A 17810-nucleotide genomic window follows, 5' to 3' on the forward strand; every position below is an offset into this window, starting at 1 on the left:
CATGTCTGAACAACAAGCACAGGGCGCTGACGCGGTAGTCGATCTTAACAATGAACTGAAAACCCGCCGTGAGAAGCTGGCAGCGCTGCGCGAGCAGGGCGTGCCGTTCCCGAACGATTTTCGTCGTGACCATACCTCAGACCAACTGCACGCTGACTTCGACGCTAAAGAGAACGAAGAGCTGGAAGCGCTGAACATCGAAGTGGCCGTTGCTGGCCGTATGATGACCCGTCGTATCATGGGTAAAGCCTCCTTCGTGACCTTGCAGGACGTGGGCGGCCGTATTCAGCTGTACGTTTCCCGTGACGACCTGCCGGAAGGCATCTACAACGAGCAGTTCAAGAAGTGGGACCTGGGCGATATCCTGGGTGCGAAAGGTAAACTGTTCAAAACCAAAACCGGTGAACTGTCTATCCACTGTACCGAGCTGCGTCTGCTGACCAAAGCCCTGCGCCCGCTGCCGGACAAATTCCACGGCCTGCAGGATCAGGAAGCGCGCTATCGTCAGCGCTACCTGGATCTCATCTCTAACGATGACTCCCGCAAGACCTTCAAAATTCGCTCCCAGATCATGGCCGGTATCCGCCAGTTCATGGTCAACCGCGACTTTATGGAAGTGGAAACCCCGATGATGCAGGTGATCCCTGGCGGCGCGTCTGCGCGTCCGTTCATCACCCATCACAACGCCCTGGACCTGGACATGTACCTGCGTATCGCGCCGGAACTGTACCTGAAGCGTCTGGTGGTCGGTGGTTTCGACCGCGTGTTCGAAATCAACCGTAACTTCCGTAACGAAGGTATCTCCGTTCGTCATAACCCAGAGTTCACCATGATGGAACTCTATATGGCGTACGCGGATTACAAAGATCTGATCGAACTGACCGAATCCCTGTTCCGCACCCTGGCGCAGGATATTCTCGGCACCACGCAGGTCCCTTACGGTGAAGAAGTCTTCGACTTCGGCAAGCCGTTCGAAAAACTGACCATGCGCGAAGCGATCAAGAAATACCGTCCTGAAACCAACATGGCGGATCTGGATAACTTCGACTCTGCGAAAGCGATTGCCGAAAGCATCGGTATCAAGGTTGAGAAGAGCTGGGGTCTGGGCCGTATCGTGACCGAGATCTTCGAAGAAGTGGCCGAAGCGCACCTGATTCAGCCGACCTTCATCACCGAATACCCGGCTGAAGTCTCTCCGCTGGCGCGTCGTAATGACGAGAACCCGGAAATCACCGATCGTTTCGAATTCTTCATCGGCGGCCGTGAAATCGGCAACGGCTTTAGCGAGCTGAACGATGCGGAAGACCAGGCGCAGCGTTTCCAGGACCAGGTAGATGCGAAAGCGGCAGGCGACGACGAAGCGATGTTCTTCGACGAAGACTACGTGACCGCGCTGGAGCACGGCCTGCCACCAACGGCGGGTCTGGGGATTGGTATCGACCGTATGGTGATGCTGTTCACCAACAGCCACACCATCCGCGACGTGATCCTGTTCCCGGCGATGCGCCCGGTGAAATAAGGCGTTAAGATGTAAAAAAAGCCCCGAAAGGGGCTTTTTTATTGCGCCGCGAAGGCTTTGAGTTTATCGCGGGCAGTTGTCGCTTCCATGACCATCCACGGGCTAAAGGCCCAGGGCGTCGCGTCCAGCGCGCGGAATAACGCGTCCAGCTCAACCCACTGATAGTCCATCACTTCATCTTCGTTTATCGTTACGTCGTTGGTGATGCGGGCAGCGAATACCGGGCAAATTTCATTTTCCACGATCCCGGACGGGTCGGCTTCCCGATAGCGAAATTCAGGGGCGACGGCGGTGATATCGGTCAGTTCAGCGCCCACTTCAAAGCGGCAGCGGCGGATTATCGCCTGTATCGTCTCTTCGCCGGACTGCGGGTGGCCGCAGACCGAGTTGGTCCAGACGCCGGGCCAGGCTTTTTTGGTTAAGGCGCGTCGGGTGATCAGACATTCGCCGTTTGCGTTAAAAAGCCATGAAGAGAAAGCCAGATGCAGCGGGGTATGTAAGGTGTGCGCGGCATATTTTTCCTGAGTGCCAATCACCATTCCCTGGTCGTTTACCAAAATAACGTGTTCTTGAATACTCATTGATGCTCCAGTGCCAAATTGCCGAGTGGTTCAGCACCATCAGCCGGATCATTATACGGCATTCTTATACGAACGGTTTGGCTCGTAGAGCGGAAAAGGGCATGACCCATATTCGTTTTGGCTGTTATCATAGTGCGCCATTCACGCTGACCGAGGATCTGTTTTGTTTGCAGGAAGCCTGACGAGAAACCCCATCACCGCCATTTTTTGCCTGACGCTGACGCTATTACTGGCGGGCTGTTCAGGAAGCAAATCGTCGGATATGGGCAGCTATTCCGGTTCGGTCTATACCGTTAAGCGCGGGGACACCCTGTATCGAATCTCGCGCGCAACGGGGACCAGCGTGAAGGATTTGGCGCGGCTGAATAATCTCTCACCGCCCTATACCATCGAGGTGGGGCAGCAGCTGAAGGTTAGCGGCGGATCGTCCTCGGGTAAAAAATCCTCTTCGAAAGGCAAAACCGCCAAAGTGACGCCGTCTTACGCGGTGCCGCAGTCGTCCTGGCCGCCGGTCGGCCAACGCTGCTGGGTCTGGCCGGCCAGCGGTAAAGTGGTGCTGCCGTACTCCCTGTCTGAGGGGGGTAACAAAGGCATCGATATCGCTGCCGCGCGCGGTACCCCGGTTTATGCGTCCGGTGCCGGAAAGGTGGTTTACGTGGGTAACCAGCTGCGCGGCTATGGTAACCTGATCATGATTAAGCATGGCGAAGACTACATCACGGCCTATGCGCACAACGACACGATGCTGGTCAACAACGGGCAGAACGTAAAAGCCGGGCAGAAGATTGCCACCATGGGCAGCACCGGTACGGACGCGGTGAAGCTGCATTTCCAGATTCGCTATAAGGCGACGGCCATCGATCCGCAGCGTTATCTTCCTGCGCCAGGCAGCAAACCGAAGTGCTAAGTGATTATTTAATCGCCGGTTAGTTGCGAAGAGGCTTGTATGAAGGTGTGTAAGGTCTATAATGCCTTACGCACCTCAAAGCGGGCGTAGTTCAATGGTAGAACGAGAGCTTCCCAAGCTCTATACGAGGGTTCGATTCCCTTCGCCCGCTCCAGATCTCTCCCCTTGTGGCAAAACACTGCCAGTTACTGGCTTAAACGTGTTTCGCTATCAACAACTTACCTTAAAGTAAGTTGTCGTGATCGTTCTACCATTGAACGGCAAACTATCACCACAAGGTACACTTTTAGTTGTCACGGATAGTTACTATGGAAGTGAGAGTATAACTATTCGGCGGCGGCAGTTTCAACCTCACACCGCGATAGCACAACGTGAAGGAAAAGCCTGATCCGGGCATAGTTTCTCATAAACTTTCAGTGAAGCGCATTTTTGCCGATGCTCCCACATGCCACACGTCGTGATGACGTTGCAGGGAATAAACAGGTTTTATGGTGGTTATGGTACTTGCACACCACATGCAAGCTCTGCCAGCGGTTCGGCCTCGCTCCTTCGGGTACATGGTCATCCTGATAAACTTCACTGTCTGACATTCCCTGATGTTGTCGCCTAACGGCTCCGCACGCTGTCTTACCACCAACGGGCTTATTGGCCTCTATCGCCTTGATTTAAGTATGGTATCATGTGAGGAAAATCTTAAAAGAAGGGTGGTTTATGGGCTGGTCTTCGTTGGTTAGGATAACCGTGGGCACATTTCTGTTAGCTGGGTTGTCGTTTTCTGCATACGCAAAGAACTGCAAGAAAGGGATTCCATGTGGAAATTCATGTATTGCAGCATGGAAAACATGTGGTGGAGGTTCTCGCTCTTCTTCGGCCTATAACAGCAATTTATACTCTTACCCTTCATCTTCTCTTCAACGTTCAGTTCCAAAGTCATCAGTTCAAGCTTCGAAGAAAGTCGATGGAAAAAGCACGGCTTCGACCTCTAAAACTTATCTCTGTCAGTATTCGATAGCGGCAATAAAGAATGGCAGAATAGGCGCTCTACGTGTGCTGGGGAGTGCTGAAGTAACGTTGTATGTTGATAGCTTCAAAGCTAACCGTTTAAACGGCACATACTTGTTATCGCCAAAGCTGGAAACTAAAGGCAAGTTGATGACGGCAGATGATAAAAGCAAAGTGTACGCCTATGATTCGTGGCTGATGAACTTTGCAATAAGTGACCGTATAGCAAGAAGCACTGAGCAATGGGATCATTGTACGCTGGTTCACAATTAATAAACTCAATTCGTGGGGATGGAATGAAAAAACTACTCATGGCTTTCGTAATTCTAACTTTACCTCTGCTCTCATTAGCTAAGGGCATTGGTTATGGAAATACTAAATGGGGCATGAATCCGTCAGAAGTTGTTGCGGCTCAGGGCAGTGGCGCACATCTGATCTCACCAGAAAAGTATAATGATAATTTTGGGAAAGTGCAGATTGATAATGTATCGATCGGTAGCGGTCTTTATACTGTCACATTCCTTTTTAATAGCGCTGATCGTCTTGTACAAACGAACGTAGCCAGTAATGAGAAAAAAAATGAAGGTATCGCTGCGAGTCAATTTGACACATTGAGTCAATTGCTAACTCAGAAGTATGGGAAACCTGAGTTTTCAGATTCAGACAAAGCAACATGGAAACTTCGTGACACTACGGTTGAGTTAAGCCAGATGGTTATTTCTGGGATTATGGCGCAGACCATTGTTCGTTACATTCCGAACAGCCGAGTCGCAAGCGATACTTCGAATCTTTAGAGCATGACGCCTGAAGCGAGTGGCTAAAATTTTGAATTAAGGGGCATAAGCCCCTTTTCAGTTCTTTCTTCTGTGTGTAAACCGATACGGCGCTATCCGTTATGATCATTATCTATTATGCTATTTCCACTGATAGCAATGAGTTACGAGTACCTTGAATGTCTGACAATTATGAAGAGAGATCCGCTTTAGTTATGGGGCGACTTTTCGCTTTACATCTTACTCCAGACCGTTTGATGAAAATTGGAGCATTTGTGGTTCAGTATGGGTTGTTTGAAACAGCGCTTGAGCGAGCAGTTTGGACATTAACTGAAACTGACGTTCGGGGGATAAGACCATTTACAGAGAAATTGAAGGTTGAAGATGTGCTCAATACCTTCGGTGCTGGGAATGCAAAGTTAAGCGAAAAATGCAATGCAGTATTACAGGATGCTTCACTGGCGGCTCTTGATTTGTCAAATTACAGAAATAGCCTTATGCATGGCTATCTTATTCCATCTGAAACAAGCCCTTGTTTCTTAAGAAATCCCGGGTGGAACGGCGAAGTGCGAAATAAAAAATCAGGAGATGCTTATGTGGGCGAGCCGCTTCTTGATTTAGCCATTATTTCAGCATGCACTTTACATGAAATTGCTGGGCATGCGGCTGAAGTATTCTCAGACTCTAAGAACGGAAAAAGAATTGAAGCGTTAGAGTCAAATGTCAGAGAGGCCAGAAGTTGTGCGAGTGAATTGCGCTATCTCAGAAGTTTGATGAACGAAGAGAAGTTTTAAATCGCTACTCCTCCTCAAAGGTCATTGTGTAGCGGCATTGCTGCGACAGTCTGATCGTCACTGTCTCCGTATAATTGGCGTTGCTGTATACGCAAATCTTCGCGTTGTCTGTCTCCTCTTCATCACTCAGAATCAGGGTGATGCGCCCTGCGTGGGCGAGGGCTGATAATAGCGCCAGCGTCAGCACCAGTAAGCTGTTTTTCATGTGTTCCCCCTTATAAGTTCATCTCATTGATCACACGGCTAACGGCTTGCTTGTCTAAATCCAGGCCGCGCCTGGTATCGGTAATGTTACGGTGAACAAGTGACCGTATTGCGTGGGCCGTTAAGCTATAAGTTTTGGCGTCCTTAATCCTGACGGGGACGCCCGTCAAATATCAGGGCTGGTGGTGGGATAGCGGGGCTGACAAGGCCCCAGAAAGGATTCTGTTAAGCTGTGGCTTACGCCTCCAGCACTTTGTTAATGGTGGTTCGGGCTGCACCTGTGAGGCGATGGATCTCGCTCTTTGTCTTACCAGCTTCATGCCATGCGCGGATCTGTTCGTGTAGCTTGTCATTCACTGGACGGCCCTTGTAAGCGCCCTCAGCTTTCGCCTTGCTGATGCCCTCAGCCTGACGGCGGCGGCGGTCTGTGTAGTCTTTACGCGCGATTGCTGCCAGCATTTCTAACATCATGCCGTTGATAGCTTTCATCATGGATTGCATAAACTCGCCTTGGGGTTTTAACACTTCGTAACTGGTAGGCAGGTCGAGAGCCACCACTCGCAAACCTTTACTATCGATCTGGGCTTTCAGTGTCTCCCAGTCCTCAGCGTTAAGGCGGCTCAGGCGGTCTACTTGCTCCACTAATAGAATGTCACCAGGCGCGGCTATGTCTATCAGGCGCATAAGCTCCGGACGCTGTAAACTGGCTCCGCTCACGTTCTCAGTGAAGTAAGTGACGTGGCCCAAATCACGAGCGGCGGCGAACTCTGCCAATGCTGCTTTGGCGCGTGTCGCGTCCTGCTCTTTAGTGGAGGCGCGAAGATAGGCATAAACTCGGCTGGTGGTCATCAGGGCAGTCCTTATGTAGCGTTTGGATTGTAGTATAATTGCATGTAGCGTTTAAATAGTCAAACGTCATTTAAACTACATTTTTTAGGCCACTTTTATCACGTAGCGCTAATGTATACTCAAATGCTACGCTTGTGTGATGGCGTGAGGATTCACGCCATTAAGAGATAGAAGGGGATTACTCTTCAAAAAACTGTTGAACAGCCCAGCCACCGTGACCACCTGGAGTGATGAAGGAAACAAAACCCTTTTCGTCTACGTTCTGAATCTCAACTGTCATCGATTCTTTTAGGAGACGGCATTTACCGGAAGTAATGAGACCAATCATACCTTGCTGGTCTTTGTCCTGAATGTTACTGATCATCTCGTAAAAATCGGTCAGCTTCTTACAGTTAAATGTTCCTTCTTTTAGGGTGGCTCTATCCCCGTGGCTCAACGCGTAAGCGTTAGTCGCCGTCGCAATCAATACTGCCGCCATAAGAATCTTTTTCATAATGTTCCTGGTTTGTGTTCTGTGGAAGGAGCAAATCATACAACATTAGTTCGAAATGTCACGATTAGAGCGTGGCTGATTAGAGGTCTAAACTTGCATCTTTAGCAGATGCAAAAGAATCTAAGAGCCTTGTTTGGACAAAGAGTTAAACAGCTTCGCATTGCTTCTGGTCTTAGCCAGGAAGCATTTGCTGATCGCTGTGGGTTTGCTCGTAGCTACATGAGCAGGATTGAACGAGGGACGTCAAATGCGTCGCTTGATGCTATTGAGACATTGGCTCGTGCGCTTGGGGTTGAAGCATGGCAACTCTTTGCATCTAATCAAACTGAAAATACAGAGATTGTGATTGTTCCGTATGCGAAGGACGGCACTTGTTTTAATCCGGGGCTTGCGAGTAATCGGGATCGGTCTTATGTCGTTGGCGAGGCTGATAACCTTAAGAGGTTTCTAATTTTCGAAGAGGCTTTAGACTACCTGCGTAAGATGGAGACTGCGAAATGGAAGCGACCAAATGCAAACGGCAACTGGGGGATAGTTTCTGCGGTTCGCTGGGACTCTCTCGAAAAGTAAAACGCTAAACGAAGGTGTAAACGATGGCGTGATCTTCCAGCTTCCACGGAAAGCGTGAGTTAACTACAAAGTGATTCCACTGGTACGAGATTAGCTCCGGGTCAACCGTCTGGCGCGGTTCTTGCGCGTCTATCACGCTGCGCCCGTCGCGGTACGCTTCCCACTCAAGGCGATGGATGTAGTATCCCGGCAACCACTCGATGATTGGCGTGTTTGGAATAACACGAGGGAAATGGTCTTCCATGTTTTCCGTGCTGAGTTCCTCCGCTTCAAGCTGACGGTGGTTCTGGTGGTCTGTGTTCATAAGCTGGCGCTCAACTTCTTCTATGCGCTGTGCCTTGCGCCCATTTTGGAAAAATTCTTCGTATACAGCTTTGCTGCGTCGTGCCATTACATGGCCTCCTGAATAAAAGTGATTTGTTTTGATGCCCTGGCTGTGCGCTGGCACTTTCTGGGCGGGAATGTGTGCGGCTACCCTCGCCGCCCGGATGGGGCGCAAGTACAGACTCGCTGTATGAGTGATTTAAAGATTTGCTTTTTAATACTTGTTCAGCAGATCGCTACACCATGACGAACGTCACGGCGAGCGGCTGAAATGGGGCGGCTAATGCCTTGCGGGAAACTCTGGCGGGAGTCTCCTCTTCCCGTTATAAAAACGGTGAAGTCGATAAAGATCTAAGAATACTTGATAAATAGCCCTGTTAGCCTTGTAGCCCTGATCAGGCCAGTGGCGGCGCGGATTTCAAAATACAGGGCTAAAACCATAGCCCTGTAGCCCTGATCACTGGGCCGGGTAATACTTATCAACAAACCAGGAGAGAACACTCTCCGGGATCTTGCTGCTGCCGTCCTGCGGCGCTTGATACCAGACTGATTTAAGCCCTGCGCGAGTGCTCACTCTGGCGCTCATGTACCCGTTATCACGTAGCCATTGACTCGCATCCTGTGGTCGTGGGAATGATGGGCAAGCGTCATGAAATGCCTGGAATGCAAACGCCGGATTTTCTCCGGTGAAGATCTCCGCTTCGTTCTGCTCTTCCGTGATGCTGGCTTGTTTCATGCGCTCAAGTGCCAAACTGAACGGTGGGCGATACGGATTGAAGGATTCCAACGGGTAAGCCATTAGCCAGGCGTGTACGGCTTCCAGACCGCCCACGGCGAGCCAATCAGCAAGACGGGCAATAAACTCTGCTGTTTCTTCCCTATTCGCCCGGTGGCGTATGTAATGGGTGCAGTAATGGCGGCGATCATTCGCCTCCACTTCAATCGGACTCTCACTGTTGCTGAACGTGAAAAACCGGGTGTAAGTGGCTACCTTTCGAGGCTGCTCATACTTCCTGTTAATCTCGATCATCGGTTCAGTCTGGATGCTTTTTAACCGATCTGCCATGTTACGTCTGGCTGGCGGTGGGTCATCGAACAGGATCAGGATTGTACGGGCCATCGCATCATTGTGGACGCCCGTCAGGGTGCCGTAGTTGGAGTAAAGCGTTGTCTGGTGCATCAGGAGCGGCGAGAGGATTTGATTGAACAAAAAACCTTTGCCTGTCCCGGTATCACTCGGAATAACGATGTGCCAGCTTGGGCGCTGTTCCGGGTGCTGGAACATGTGCGCCATGTATGCGCTCACTGTGTCGCGGTCTGCCTGGTCAGGGAAGAGCCTCGCCAGATACTCAAGCCAGAGAGTCAGATCTGCGGCTGGTGTCTTGTCGCTGTGCCAGCGCCTGAACGTATTCAGGGTTCCATTCTGATCGATACCGTATGGCTTCGCCGGGTTGAAATCGCAAACTTTGATGAATGGAATGTGATCCCAAAGAAGGTTTAAATAATCCCGCCGCCACTTTCTACCAGTTGATAAATGGTATTCCCTTTCGAGAATGTCCAGACAGTGATTTGTATTCGTGGGGATGTGGTGGAGGAGTATTTTACCTTGAGCGCTGATAAACGCGTACTTTTCTGCTTGTAAATGGTCAATCAGTGGTCTTATTTGTTGCTTTTCTGTCATCAGTGCCCTCGTTCATAGCATTTCGTAAAGTTTTAATAATGAATGTTGGGCGGCTGTCCTCGCCCTTATTTGCATCAATCCAGCTGAGCACGTCGCGTGCAATAATGAGTTTCAACATTATTTGTTATCCTTAGTTTTGAAGATGTAGCCTTCGGAAAGTAACCACTGATAGAACTGACCAATGGTGATTTTATCTACTGCTTTGTCGAATAACTCTGGCTTGTTCAGTGGTTCGAGCTTGATTTCTGATTTCTGCATGTCCTGTTGCTGGTGGCTCCAATAGTGCTTTAACCAGGCTAAGGATTGTTGCGGGTTTTTGGTCATCGGTAATACTCCAGGTGGTGAAGTTGGTCAAAGCGGACGGCGTAATACACCGCAAACTGTTTTAAGATAAATCCGAAGTCATCTTCTTTGAGAAAGCCGTTCCTGCGGTCGAGCGCTGCGTCGTATAACTCATCGTACAGATCGCTATGATGACCGAAATAAACTTCCCACAAGAGCGGTGTGAAGTCTTCACGGTAGGCAATGCGAGACAAGATGCGATTGAAATCGCCTTCAATGGCATTCGTTACACGGTTCAGGATAAGGCGGCAATGCCCTGTTCTGTGGTCGTGGTCAATAACTGGATCTGTCAGTGGCGAGCCTGTTATGAAATCTTTCCCGCCCTGTTCGGCGGTCATCATCTGGCGATAGGCGCTGGCGCTTTTCTGAGAGAGCTTCGCCGGGTTTCTCTTCTGAGCATAGTGAATGAACATAACCTGTCCCTTACCTCGCAGTGTCCGCGAGGGCGACACGTAAACGGCTGGCGAACGTCTGGGCCTCGGCTGCTGCTGCGGCTTGCGCGGCTGCTTCTGCATGTTGGCGGCGTTCCTCTTCGGCTACGGCTTGGGTGTAATATTCTTCTGCTTGAGCCATCAGGGACGCCATAAGCTGGGCTTCTGCCTCTGTGGTGAGGGCAGTACGGTCAGCCTCGATTTCATCTTGCTTGCGGTTCAACACAATGCGAATTGCAGGTTCCCCGGTGTTATAGAACGGCTGGCGGTTATAGTCGGCTATGGTGTACCCGTCGAGGATAGCTTGCTGTAGCGTGGTGAGGATCACAGGGTAGAAGTCTGAGATGCTGAACACATCAGACAGATGGGCTTCAATGTATCCTGAAATGTAACTTTCGCGCTGGGCCTTAAATTCTGCTTTTACTTCACGCATTAATGCGGCTGGTAGTTTAGTCACGCTTTTGTTTCTCCTTGATTTCTAATAGTCGTTTGATGTTGAGGCGGTTGCAGCGTGGGCAATAAAACGGACTCTTCCCACCGACGAGGTAAGACGTTACGTAATACGTTTTGCCCTGGTAAAACTCCATGCCGATGTAGCAGGATTGCAACCATCTGTTGATTTCGCGGTGATCGTTGCCATTGCTCCACTCGTTTACGAAGTCCTCGAAGGTGAAGCAATGTTGCATCACTTCCTCAGCCCAATACATAAACGCTACTCGCTGCGGGGTGGTTGGCATTCCGTACTGGCGTAGCCTGTCGCGGTAAACGTGGAACTCAAAGCGGGGGAGCCATTCGGCAATGGTTTTTAATGTCTGACTTTTCAACTGTAATGATTTTCCTTATGTTCAAATGCAGGAAAGCCCCCAGGAAGGATTGATCCAAATGTCCAACACAACCACCCAGATCGGGTTCTGGTGTCAACAACGGGTAAAAAGTGATCCACTAACCGTCACCACCAACGGTTTAATATTGATCCACCTTGTTTACTCAGGATTAGCTTCCGCTATAACCCCGGCCTTTCGTTTCTGCTTCAGTCGATAGCTCTCTCCTTTTATCTGGACTACGTGTGAGTGATGTAAGATCCGATCCAGCATCGCCGATGTCAGGGCCGCATCACCTGCGAACGTCTGGTCCCACTGCCCGAACGGCAGGTTGGAGGTCAGGATCATCGCGCTCTTCTCGTAACGTTTGGCGATGACCTGGAAGAACAGCTTGGCTTCCTCCTGACTGAACGGCAGATAGCCTATTTCATCGATGATAAGCAGCTTCGGGGCCATGACACCACGATTGAGAGTCGTTTTGTAACGGCCCTGACGCTGTGAAGTGGACAGCTGTAGCAGCAGGTCCGCTGCTGTTGTGAAGCGAACCTTGATGCCCGCCCGTACTGCTTCGTAGCCCATAGCTATCGCCAGATGTGTTTTTCCCACGCCCGATGGCCCCAGCAACACGATGTTTTCGTTACGCTCTATGAAGCTCAGGGATCGCAGCGACTGGATTTGCTTCTGAGGAGCGCCGGTGGCGAAGGTGAAGTCGTACTCCTCGAACGTCTTCACCGCCGGGAAGGCTGCCATCCGCGTGTACATCGCCTGTTTACGCTGATGCCGGGCCAGTTTCTCCTCATGTAACAGGTGCTCCAGGAAGTCCATGTAGCTCCATTCCTGATCCACCGCCTGTTGCGACAGCGCCGGCGCTGCGCCGATAAGACTGTCCAGCTGCAGCTGTTCAGCAAGTACCATCAGCCGTTGATGTTGCAGTTCGACCATCATGCGGCTCCTCTGCAGAACGTGTCATAGATGGAGAGTGGATGATGCAACGGCTGCCTGTCGAAGGTCATCAGGCTTTCATCAACCTGCACGTCATACTGTTTCTTCTCCGGTGGCAGTGCCAGCATGGATTGCTGTTCCTCCACCCAGCGATCACAGGGGCGGGTCTGGATAGTTTCATGCTTACGTTGATTGGCCACATCGTACAGCCAGCGCAGGCCGTAACGGTTTGCGGTTTCAACATCGAGGGTGATCCCCATCGGGCGCAGGCGCGTCATTAACGGGATATAGAAGCTGTTTCGGGTGTACTGCACCATCCGCTCCACCTTGCCTTTAGTCTGCGCCCTGAAGGGACGGCACAGGCGGGGAGAGAAGCCCATCTCTTTACCGAACTGCCACAGGGAAGGATGGAACCGGTGCTGCCCGGTCTGGTAAGCATCACGCTGCAGCACCACCGTTTTCATATTGTCGTACAGGACTTCCTGCGGTACACCGCCGAAGAAGCTGAACGCATTGCGGTGACAGGCTTCCAGCGTGTCGTAGCGCATGTTGTCGGCGAACTCGATGTAAAGCATTCTGCTGTATCCCAGAACAGCAACGAACACATGCAGGGGTGACTTGCCGTTTCGCATGGTCCCCCAGTCAACCTGCATCTGCCGTCCGGGCTCGGTTTCGAAGCGAACGACCGGTTCTGCCTGTGCTGGCAGGGTCTGTTTGCGGATGAACTCTCTCAGGATAGTAAGCCCTCCACGATAGCCCAGCTCCATGATTTCCCTGGCAATAACGGTCGCCGGAATTTTGTAGGGATGCGCATCGCTGATCCGCTTAGAGATGTAATCACGGTATTCATCGAGCAGTGATGATGGTGCCGGGCGTGGTGAATACTGCGGCTTTTCAGATTTAGCTTTCAGGTGGCTGCGGACAGTATTGCGCGAAATACCCAGCTCCCTGGCAATGGCCCGGATACTCATTCCCCGCTTGTGCAGGACTTTAATTTCCATACGAATCTCAAAAGTGATCATAAGCTCCCCTGTATTCAGAGGAGCAGATTAACCCCTGGATCAATTTTCAACCGCTGGGGTGGATCAGTTTTGCACCGTTGGTGACATCTGGGCTAAGGAGAAAAACATTCGGCAACCTGGAGGCTTTATTCTGCGGAGAGTGTACGACGTTGCGCACGGTCATGCTTGCTACTATGGGAATAGCGTTAGGGGAGTAGATTCTATAAAAGGCGGCGAGATCTCGCGTGTATTCCCCGATGGGGTACGCTCATACCATGTGACGAATGAGCACCGTTTCAACATTGCTTCCCTATATGATTTATAATACAGGAAAAAGCACTTTTTGTCAAGTTGTTTTTGTTGACTTTTGTATTTAAATGTGATTTGAGAGTTGTATTGTCTGGATCTGCATGGTCGGAAGTGGATAGTGGGAATACAGTGAAGCTGTCAGAGAGAACGGCCCGGAGCACTCATTAGAGCGTAGGCATTTGATCGGGGGGCTTCCACTCTCCACAACGTCAGGTAGCGCCGCTGGTGGCTCTGGGAATCATCTTCTGGATGTTGCACCAGTGAGAAGGGCGACGGCTGCACGATGTGCCAGTTTGGGCGCTGCTCTCGCTTCGTCTGCTGCGTTGTGTGCTGCTTTCTCTCAAAGGATGGGTGAACGTCAGGGAGACAGGCTGTAATGCGTTCAGGGGCTGCTGGTGGACGTGGTTAAATGAAGACGGTAATCATCGAGACGACTCTCCAGCATACTCTGGAATCTCATCGAGATGGATCTCTGGTGGTGGTTATCGGTGAGTAACAGGAAGGGATTATTATAAAGGTTAAGTTTATGATAGTTGGATCAGTGCATGACTTCGGATTACTCATACCTACGTAGCTACATCAGGTAGTAACAAGAACAGATTATTATCAGGGTAGGCTAATGGTTAATTCAGATCGGAGGTAGAGAGTACACCTGAGTAGTGATTGATACACAGGAACAGACATACTCTCTCTTTCATGACTAACATGAAAGAATACTATTGTACAAAGGTAGCTCTATCCCTTCGGGATAACAAACCTCCCTCGCTTCGCTCGCGAACTTCGTGTGTAGGGTAGCACATTTCCTTACTGAAAGTCAAGCCATTACCATAAAAAATTAACGATTTCCACATGTTTTTTTAGCTCCTCCATGCTCGCGCCCTGGGAATAGGTGCGGAAGGCTTCCGTCTTCGATTTCTGGTCTGTGTGTCCCGTTATGGCTCCGATCCGCTGTTCTGGTACTCCTGCACGGTCTAAGCAGGTTATGAACATACCGCGCAAGCTGTGGAAGCATTGGCGGTCTGTGGCTGTAGGAAGCACACGACGGCGTAGTCTGGTGAACGCTTGAGAGTAGAAGGGGCCTTTCTTGCCGTCCTTCCGGTTAATCCTGTTAGCCTGTGGAAACAGGTATTCGCCGTAAGCGTGACTCAAATAGTCATCGACAATCTCAGATAGCCGGGAGTGAATAGGGACATGCCTGATCCCCGCTTTGGTCTTTGACTTCGAGATGTAGAAACAGCGTACACCTTCCACCGTTTGGATCTCTGACTTCTTGAGGCTTGCCAGTTCATCAAGGCGGCATCCTGAAAAGAGTCCCATAGTGATAATGTTCCTGATCTCTGGCTCTGCTGAATCCAGTAGCTTTTGCATCTGGTCAGGATCGAACGGCTGATAACTTTCAATCGTCGCCCTCGCTTCGAGGTTCATGCCGTGAAACGGGTTATCCGGCGCTATGTCGTCATGACTTCTCCGAGCATACTCGTACAGGCTCCCCAGGCACGTTAGCCAGTTCTGGACGGTTTGAGGGGCTTTCTTGCCCTGCTGGTTGATGAACATCGTCACTTGTGACCGTCTGATCTCAGTGATTTTAACATCTACCCGATCCAGCGATGCGAGAAACACCTCGACGGCGCGAGCAGATTTAGCCAGCGTCGAGAATGAGCGCTTGTCTCTGTATTTGTCCGCGTATTGATCGCGGATAGTGGTTAGTGTCGGTACTGTTTGGAGTGGGGCGCGTAATGTGGCTTGCTTATGCAGTCCTGCGATGGCGTGTTGTATGCGCCTTTCCTCCGTATCCGGGGAATACTGTTCTTTCAGGGTTTTCCACTCGATCAGCATGTGATTACGGAAATGTTTTGCTGCTGCCAGATCCCTGGTGCCTGTAGATTTCCGGTACAGGCGTTTCCCTCCGAAGATGTGGCGCATGTACACCGGAATGAAGATCTGGAACATCCAAACGCCGTCAGCAGTAGGATATAAATAAGATTGGGCCTTGATAGACATGAGATTTTTCCTCTACAATCTCCGTCATCAACTACCAGTTTTGAGATCTTTCAAGGCTGTTAAGGGAGGTTGTTCGATTCCCTTCGCCCGCTCCAGTTTCAAGTCTACTACACTCATTTTTCCCAGAATAAATCAGCAGTCTCAGCATTCCACACCGAGATAACTATGTTACTGATCTTTGGCGGTCTGCCCGGCACCGGGAAATCAACCATTGCTCGCCTGCTTGCCGCAAGGCTGGATGCAGTCTGGTTACGCATTGATTCGATTGAGCAGGCGCTGATTCGCGCCAAAACCGTCACTACGCAGGATATGGGGCCCGCCGGCTATCTGGTGGCGTACTCCCTAGCCGAGGATAACCTCAGGCTGGGTAACCTGGTGATTGCTGATTCGGTCAATCCCATTGCCATTACCCGCCAGGCCTGGAGAGAGGTCGCGACCGTGAATGCCGTGCCTTTTCTGGAGATAGAATTTACCTGCTCCGACCAAACCCAGCATCGATATCGCGTTGAAAACCGCACTGCGGATATTAGCGGCCATATTTTGCCGGACTGGCAAAAGGTGATTACCCGTGAATACGAACCCTGGCGTTCTGCTAGCCTGACTCTGGACACTTCCATGCTGACCGCCGAAGAGGCGGTAGAGCGGATCCTGCAGCATATGAAGTCGCGCGGTTTCTGCACGCCGGTAAGTTCATAGAGTAAGCCGGGTAACGGCTGGAGTGAACATTACGTTGCAAAACGTGGTTGGTTTTTCAGATTATCTTTCTCAACCATTTCCACCCTTTATAATTTACCCTGCCAGGACGTTTTGCATCACAAAACACAAAATTCCGCGAGGGTCCCGTATCTGATGAGCGATTAAAAGTGTACTCTTTTGAGTATGGCATCTGAGCATGCCGCTCAAATGACTTGTGATGCCTCTCGTTATATATGGATAACCGCTATGCCAAAAGAGAACAAAAATCCAAAGCTGCGCAACTACGATCCCCGTTTTATCTACTCTCTTGTTGTTAAGCGTTATTTCTCTGAAATGAAGACGAAAATAGAAATCGCCGAGGAGCTCGGTCTGTCTCGCTTCAAAGTTGCACGCCTGATTGATGAAGCCATTGCGCAAGAGTATGTAAAATTTACCTTCCCTAAACAGCAGGCTCTGGACGAGGAAATAGCGCAAAATCTCTGCAAAAAATACGGATTGCAGGATGCCGTTGTGCTCTCCGTTTCCGAGTCCTGGTCTTCCCAGGAACAGCTAAACGTCAAGCTGGGAGGGATAACGGCGACCTACCTGAGTGAGATCCTCAAAGAGGGTATGAAATTTGGTCTCGCCTGGGGTCGGGTTCTTTCAAGTACTGTGAGTCAACTGACGACATTACCCGTGCTGGATGTGGTTCAGCTTTCTGGCGTTCATCCAGGCATTGAATTTAGTCAGGGGCCGATTGATTTAATTCACAAAGTCGCTGCCATTTCCCACGGAAGAGCGCACCCGATGTATGTACCCATGTGGGTGGATGACGAAAGTTTAGCCCAGAAACTCGCAGACGATCAGGCTGTTCAGGATACGCAAAAGTTTTACTCAAATATGGATGTCGTTATTACGGGCATTGGGGCCTGGAAAACCGGCTCTTCCAGTTTATGCGATATATTCCCTGAAGCGTGGCGTGAGACTTTACTTAGTCAGGACATTACTGCTGATGTATGCGTAACCCTGGTAAATAGCAAAGGCGAAATACTGGATAGCCCGCTGAACCGCCTGGGGTTCGGCATTACGACAGAACAATTGCGGGCCACAAAGAAACTGATTGGGGTTGCTGGGGGGGACGAAAAATATGAAGGTATAGTTGCCTCTCTCAAATCAGGTCTTCTGAATGTGCTGATTACTGATTTTGATACGGCTATAAAACTTCTGGATTAATGGTCACATTGAATTCATTTTGCGCCGCATTGTGTTTCATATATGCACTGCTTCCTTCCTGATTTGAAAAAGGCAGATAAGGGATATCTGCCTTTTGTTTATCAGGAGGCTACAAGCATCTCTTCAACATATTTCCCGACTTCGTGCGTTTTAAGGTTACGGCACGACTCGATGAACGAAATATCCTGGAAGAGCGTAAAGAGGCGGCGCAGCACAGACATATGCTGATCGCTGGTTGCGAAGGCGAGATTAAACATAATGCCGCATTCCACTGTGAGGTCAGCATCTTCCATCTGACCAAACACGACTCCTTTATTAGACGTCAACTAGTTTTGCCGACTGGCGCCAACTACTCTGG

Annotated in this window: 21 protein-coding genes, 1 tRNA gene and 1 pseudogene; 9 read left to right on the forward strand and 14 right to left on the reverse strand. The window is 50.4% G+C overall.

The features are described 5' to 3' along the window. Position 1: 1 nt before the first annotated feature. On the forward strand, positions 2-1519 hold the full coding sequence (gene lysS, locus V4835_RS04560) for a lysine--tRNA ligase (protein ID WP_023333300.1): 1518 nt from the start codon (positions 2-4) through the stop codon (positions 1517-1519). A gap of 38 nt (positions 1520-1557) precedes the next feature. On the opposite strand, the gene idi is transcribed toward lysS, so the two are convergent. Then, on the reverse strand, positions 1558-2100 hold the full coding sequence (gene idi, locus V4835_RS04565; protein WP_331411305.1) for an isopentenyl-diphosphate Delta-isomerase: 543 nt from the start codon (positions 2098-2100) through the stop codon (positions 1558-1560). Between the two features lie 163 nt (positions 2101-2263). Between idi and actS the strand changes: the two genes are divergently transcribed. The 5 genes from actS (at position 2264) to V4835_RS04590 (ending at position 5576) form a co-directional block, all read left to right on the forward strand. Further along, the gene (gene actS / locus V4835_RS04570; protein ID WP_058840909.1) at positions 2264-3007 is read left to right on the forward strand and encodes an amidase activator ActS; all 744 of its coding nucleotides are present in this window, start codon (positions 2264-2266) and stop codon (positions 3005-3007) included. 80 nt (positions 3008-3087) lie between these two features. After that, positions 3088-3161: transfer RNA gene (locus tag V4835_RS04575), tRNA-Gly, on the forward strand. 557 nt (positions 3162-3718) lie between these two features. Next, positions 3719-4282 (forward strand): hypothetical protein, encoded by a 564-nt coding sequence (locus tag V4835_RS04580; protein ID WP_139157762.1) that lies wholly within the window; start codon positions 3719-3721, stop codon positions 4280-4282. A 23-nt stretch (positions 4283-4305) separates the two neighbouring features. After that, complete coding sequence (locus tag V4835_RS04585; protein WP_121909472.1) at positions 4306-4803, forward strand: hypothetical protein; 498 nt, start codon at positions 4306-4308, stop codon at positions 4801-4803. Positions 4804-4961: 158 nt separating this feature from the next. Continuing rightward, the gene (locus V4835_RS04590) at positions 4962-5576 is read left to right on the forward strand and encodes a hypothetical protein (RefSeq protein ID WP_063922814.1); all 615 of its coding nucleotides are present in this window, start codon (positions 4962-4964) and stop codon (positions 5574-5576) included. Positions 5577-5580: 4 nt separating this feature from the next. On the opposite strand, the gene V4835_RS04595 is transcribed toward V4835_RS04590, so the two are convergent. From V4835_RS04595 to V4835_RS04605, 3 genes are all read right to left on the reverse strand, one after another. Next, complete coding sequence (locus V4835_RS04595) at positions 5581-5781, reverse strand: hypothetical protein (RefSeq protein ID WP_063922813.1); 201 nt, start codon at positions 5779-5781, stop codon at positions 5581-5583. A 236-nt stretch (positions 5782-6017) separates the two neighbouring features. Continuing rightward, entirely contained in the window at positions 6018-6629 is a 612-nt protein-coding gene (locus V4835_RS04600) for a recombinase family protein (RefSeq protein ID WP_063922812.1), read from the reverse strand. A 178-nt stretch (positions 6630-6807) separates the two neighbouring features. Then, the gene (locus tag V4835_RS04605; RefSeq protein ID WP_015386387.1) at positions 6808-7122 is read right to left on the reverse strand and encodes a hypothetical protein; all 315 of its coding nucleotides are present in this window, start codon (positions 7120-7122) and stop codon (positions 6808-6810) included. 108 nt (positions 7123-7230) lie between these two features. Here V4835_RS04605 and V4835_RS04610 point away from each other — a divergent pair, with 108 nt between their 5' ends. Further along, on the forward strand, positions 7231-7692 hold the full coding sequence (locus V4835_RS04610) for a helix-turn-helix domain-containing protein (RefSeq protein ID WP_015386388.1): 462 nt from the start codon (positions 7231-7233) through the stop codon (positions 7690-7692). A gap of 4 nt (positions 7693-7696) precedes the next feature. Here V4835_RS04610 and V4835_RS04615 read toward each other — a convergent pair whose 3' ends face one another. The 9 genes from V4835_RS04615 to V4835_RS04655 all read right to left on the reverse strand — a co-directional run bounded on the left by V4835_RS04615 (position 7697) and on the right by V4835_RS04655 (position 15544). Next, the gene (locus tag V4835_RS04615; protein ID WP_233426257.1) at positions 7697-7996 is read right to left on the reverse strand and encodes a hypothetical protein; all 300 of its coding nucleotides are present in this window, start codon (positions 7994-7996) and stop codon (positions 7697-7699) included. 477 nt (positions 7997-8473) lie between these two features. Beyond that, positions 8474-9697, reverse strand: a complete 1224-nt coding sequence (locus V4835_RS04620) for a primase-helicase family protein (protein WP_043876082.1) — start codon at positions 9695-9697, stop codon at positions 8474-8476. A gap of 117 nt (positions 9698-9814) precedes the next feature. Beyond that, positions 9815-10021 (reverse strand): hypothetical protein, encoded by a 207-nt coding sequence (locus V4835_RS04625; protein WP_043876083.1) that lies wholly within the window; start codon positions 10019-10021, stop codon positions 9815-9817. Then, the gene (locus tag V4835_RS04630) at positions 10018-10452 is read right to left on the reverse strand and encodes an endonuclease domain-containing protein (protein WP_043876084.1); all 435 of its coding nucleotides are present in this window, start codon (positions 10450-10452) and stop codon (positions 10018-10020) included. The genes V4835_RS04625 and V4835_RS04630 overlap by 4 nt, the downstream gene beginning before the upstream one ends. Positions 10453-10462: 10 nt before the next feature. Further along, the gene (locus V4835_RS04635) at positions 10463-10927 is read right to left on the reverse strand and encodes a hypothetical protein (RefSeq protein ID WP_121909470.1); all 465 of its coding nucleotides are present in this window, start codon (positions 10925-10927) and stop codon (positions 10463-10465) included. Further along, entirely contained in the window at positions 10920-11294 is a 375-nt protein-coding gene (locus tag V4835_RS04640) for a hypothetical protein (RefSeq protein WP_121909468.1), read from the reverse strand. The genes V4835_RS04635 and V4835_RS04640 overlap by 8 nt, the downstream gene beginning before the upstream one ends. A 159-nt stretch (positions 11295-11453) precedes the next feature. Next, on the reverse strand, positions 11454-12236 hold the full coding sequence (istB, locus tag V4835_RS04645) for an IS21-like element ISSen3 family helper ATPase IstB (RefSeq protein ID WP_001531258.1): 783 nt from the start codon (positions 12234-12236) through the stop codon (positions 11454-11456). Continuing rightward, positions 12233-13255 (reverse strand): IS21-like element ISSen3 family transposase, encoded by a 1023-nt coding sequence (gene istA, locus V4835_RS04650; protein ID WP_279750628.1) that lies wholly within the window; start codon positions 13253-13255, stop codon positions 12233-12235. The genes istB and istA overlap by 4 nt, the downstream gene beginning before the upstream one ends. Positions 13256-14365: 1110 nt before the next feature. Further along, positions 14366-15544: a site-specific integrase gene (locus V4835_RS04655; protein WP_331411309.1), complete on the reverse strand. Its 1179-nt coding sequence runs from the start codon at positions 15542-15544 to the stop codon at positions 14366-14368. Positions 15545-15709: 165 nt separating this feature from the next. Between V4835_RS04655 and V4835_RS04660 the strand changes: the two genes are divergently transcribed. Beyond that, the gene (locus tag V4835_RS04660) at positions 15710-16240 is read left to right on the forward strand and encodes an AAA family ATPase (RefSeq protein ID WP_131633621.1); all 531 of its coding nucleotides are present in this window, start codon (positions 15710-15712) and stop codon (positions 16238-16240) included. A gap of 246 nt (positions 16241-16486) precedes the next feature. Continuing rightward, positions 16487-17452 carry a sugar-binding transcriptional regulator gene (locus V4835_RS04665; protein ID WP_331411311.1) on the forward strand — a complete coding sequence of 322 codons (966 nt, stop codon included), beginning with the start codon at positions 16487-16489 and terminating at the stop codon, positions 17450-17452. 101 nt (positions 17453-17553) lie between these two features. Here V4835_RS04665 and V4835_RS04670 read toward each other — a convergent pair. Further along, positions 17554-17769 (reverse strand): annotated as a pseudogene (locus tag V4835_RS04670) (PTS sugar transporter subunit IIA); the annotation flags it as partial. Positions 17770-17810 lie beyond the last annotated feature (41 nt).

Source organism: Enterobacter cloacae complex sp. CARB60, assembly GCF_036487345.1.
Classification (GTDB): domain Bacteria; phylum Pseudomonadota; class Gammaproteobacteria; order Enterobacterales; family Enterobacteriaceae; genus Enterobacter; species Enterobacter asburiae_D.

What these genes read in the sequence shown, in the direction of transcription:
- istB (WP_001531258.1), bottom strand. Translation starts at nt 12,236, where the DNA reads ATGATGGTCGAACTGCAACATCAACGGCTGATGGTACTTGCTGAACAG.
- V4835_RS04610 (WP_015386388.1), top strand. Translation starts at nt 7,231, where the DNA reads ATGCAAAAGAATCTAAGAGCCTTGTTTGGACAAAGAGTTAAACAGCTT.
- V4835_RS04605 (WP_015386387.1), bottom strand. Translation starts at nt 7,122, where the DNA reads ATGAAAAAGATTCTTATGGCGGCAGTATTGATTGCGACGGCGACTAAC.
- V4835_RS04615 (WP_233426257.1), bottom strand. Translation starts at nt 7,996, where the DNA reads ATGAACACAGACCACCAGAACCACCGTCAGCTTGAAGCGGAGGAACTC.
- V4835_RS04600 (WP_063922812.1), bottom strand. Translation starts at nt 6,629, where the DNA reads ATGACCACCAGCCGAGTTTATGCCTATCTTCGCGCCTCCACTAAAGAG.
- idi (WP_331411305.1), bottom strand. Translation starts at nt 2,100, where the DNA reads ATGAGTATTCAAGAACACGTTATTTTGGTAAACGACCAGGGAATGGTG.
- istA (WP_279750628.1), bottom strand. Translation starts at nt 13,255, where the DNA reads ATGATCACTTTTGAGATTCGTATGGAAATTAAAGTCCTGCACAAGCGG.
- V4835_RS04660 (WP_131633621.1), top strand. Translation starts at nt 15,710, where the DNA reads ATGTTACTGATCTTTGGCGGTCTGCCCGGCACCGGGAAATCAACCATT.
- V4835_RS04655 (WP_331411309.1), bottom strand. Translation starts at nt 15,544, where the DNA reads ATGTCTATCAAGGCCCAATCTTATTTATATCCTACTGCTGACGGCGTT.
- V4835_RS04620 (WP_043876082.1), bottom strand. Translation starts at nt 9,697, where the DNA reads ATGACAGAAAAGCAACAAATAAGACCACTGATTGACCATTTACAAGCA.
- lysS (WP_023333300.1), top strand. Translation starts at nt 2, where the DNA reads ATGTCTGAACAACAAGCACAGGGCGCTGACGCGGTAGTCGATCTTAAC.
- V4835_RS04580 (WP_139157762.1), top strand. Translation starts at nt 3,719, where the DNA reads ATGGGCTGGTCTTCGTTGGTTAGGATAACCGTGGGCACATTTCTGTTA.
- V4835_RS04585 (WP_121909472.1), top strand. Translation starts at nt 4,306, where the DNA reads ATGAAAAAACTACTCATGGCTTTCGTAATTCTAACTTTACCTCTGCTC.
- V4835_RS04595 (WP_063922813.1), bottom strand. Translation starts at nt 5,781, where the DNA reads ATGAAAAACAGCTTACTGGTGCTGACGCTGGCGCTATTATCAGCCCTC.
- V4835_RS04665 (WP_331411311.1), top strand. Translation starts at nt 16,487, where the DNA reads ATGCCAAAAGAGAACAAAAATCCAAAGCTGCGCAACTACGATCCCCGT.
- V4835_RS04630 (WP_043876084.1), bottom strand. Translation starts at nt 10,452, where the DNA reads ATGTTCATTCACTATGCTCAGAAGAGAAACCCGGCGAAGCTCTCTCAG.
- V4835_RS04625 (WP_043876083.1), bottom strand. Translation starts at nt 10,021, where the DNA reads ATGACCAAAAACCCGCAACAATCCTTAGCCTGGTTAAAGCACTATTGG.
- V4835_RS04590 (WP_063922814.1), top strand. Translation starts at nt 4,962, where the DNA reads ATGTCTGACAATTATGAAGAGAGATCCGCTTTAGTTATGGGGCGACTT.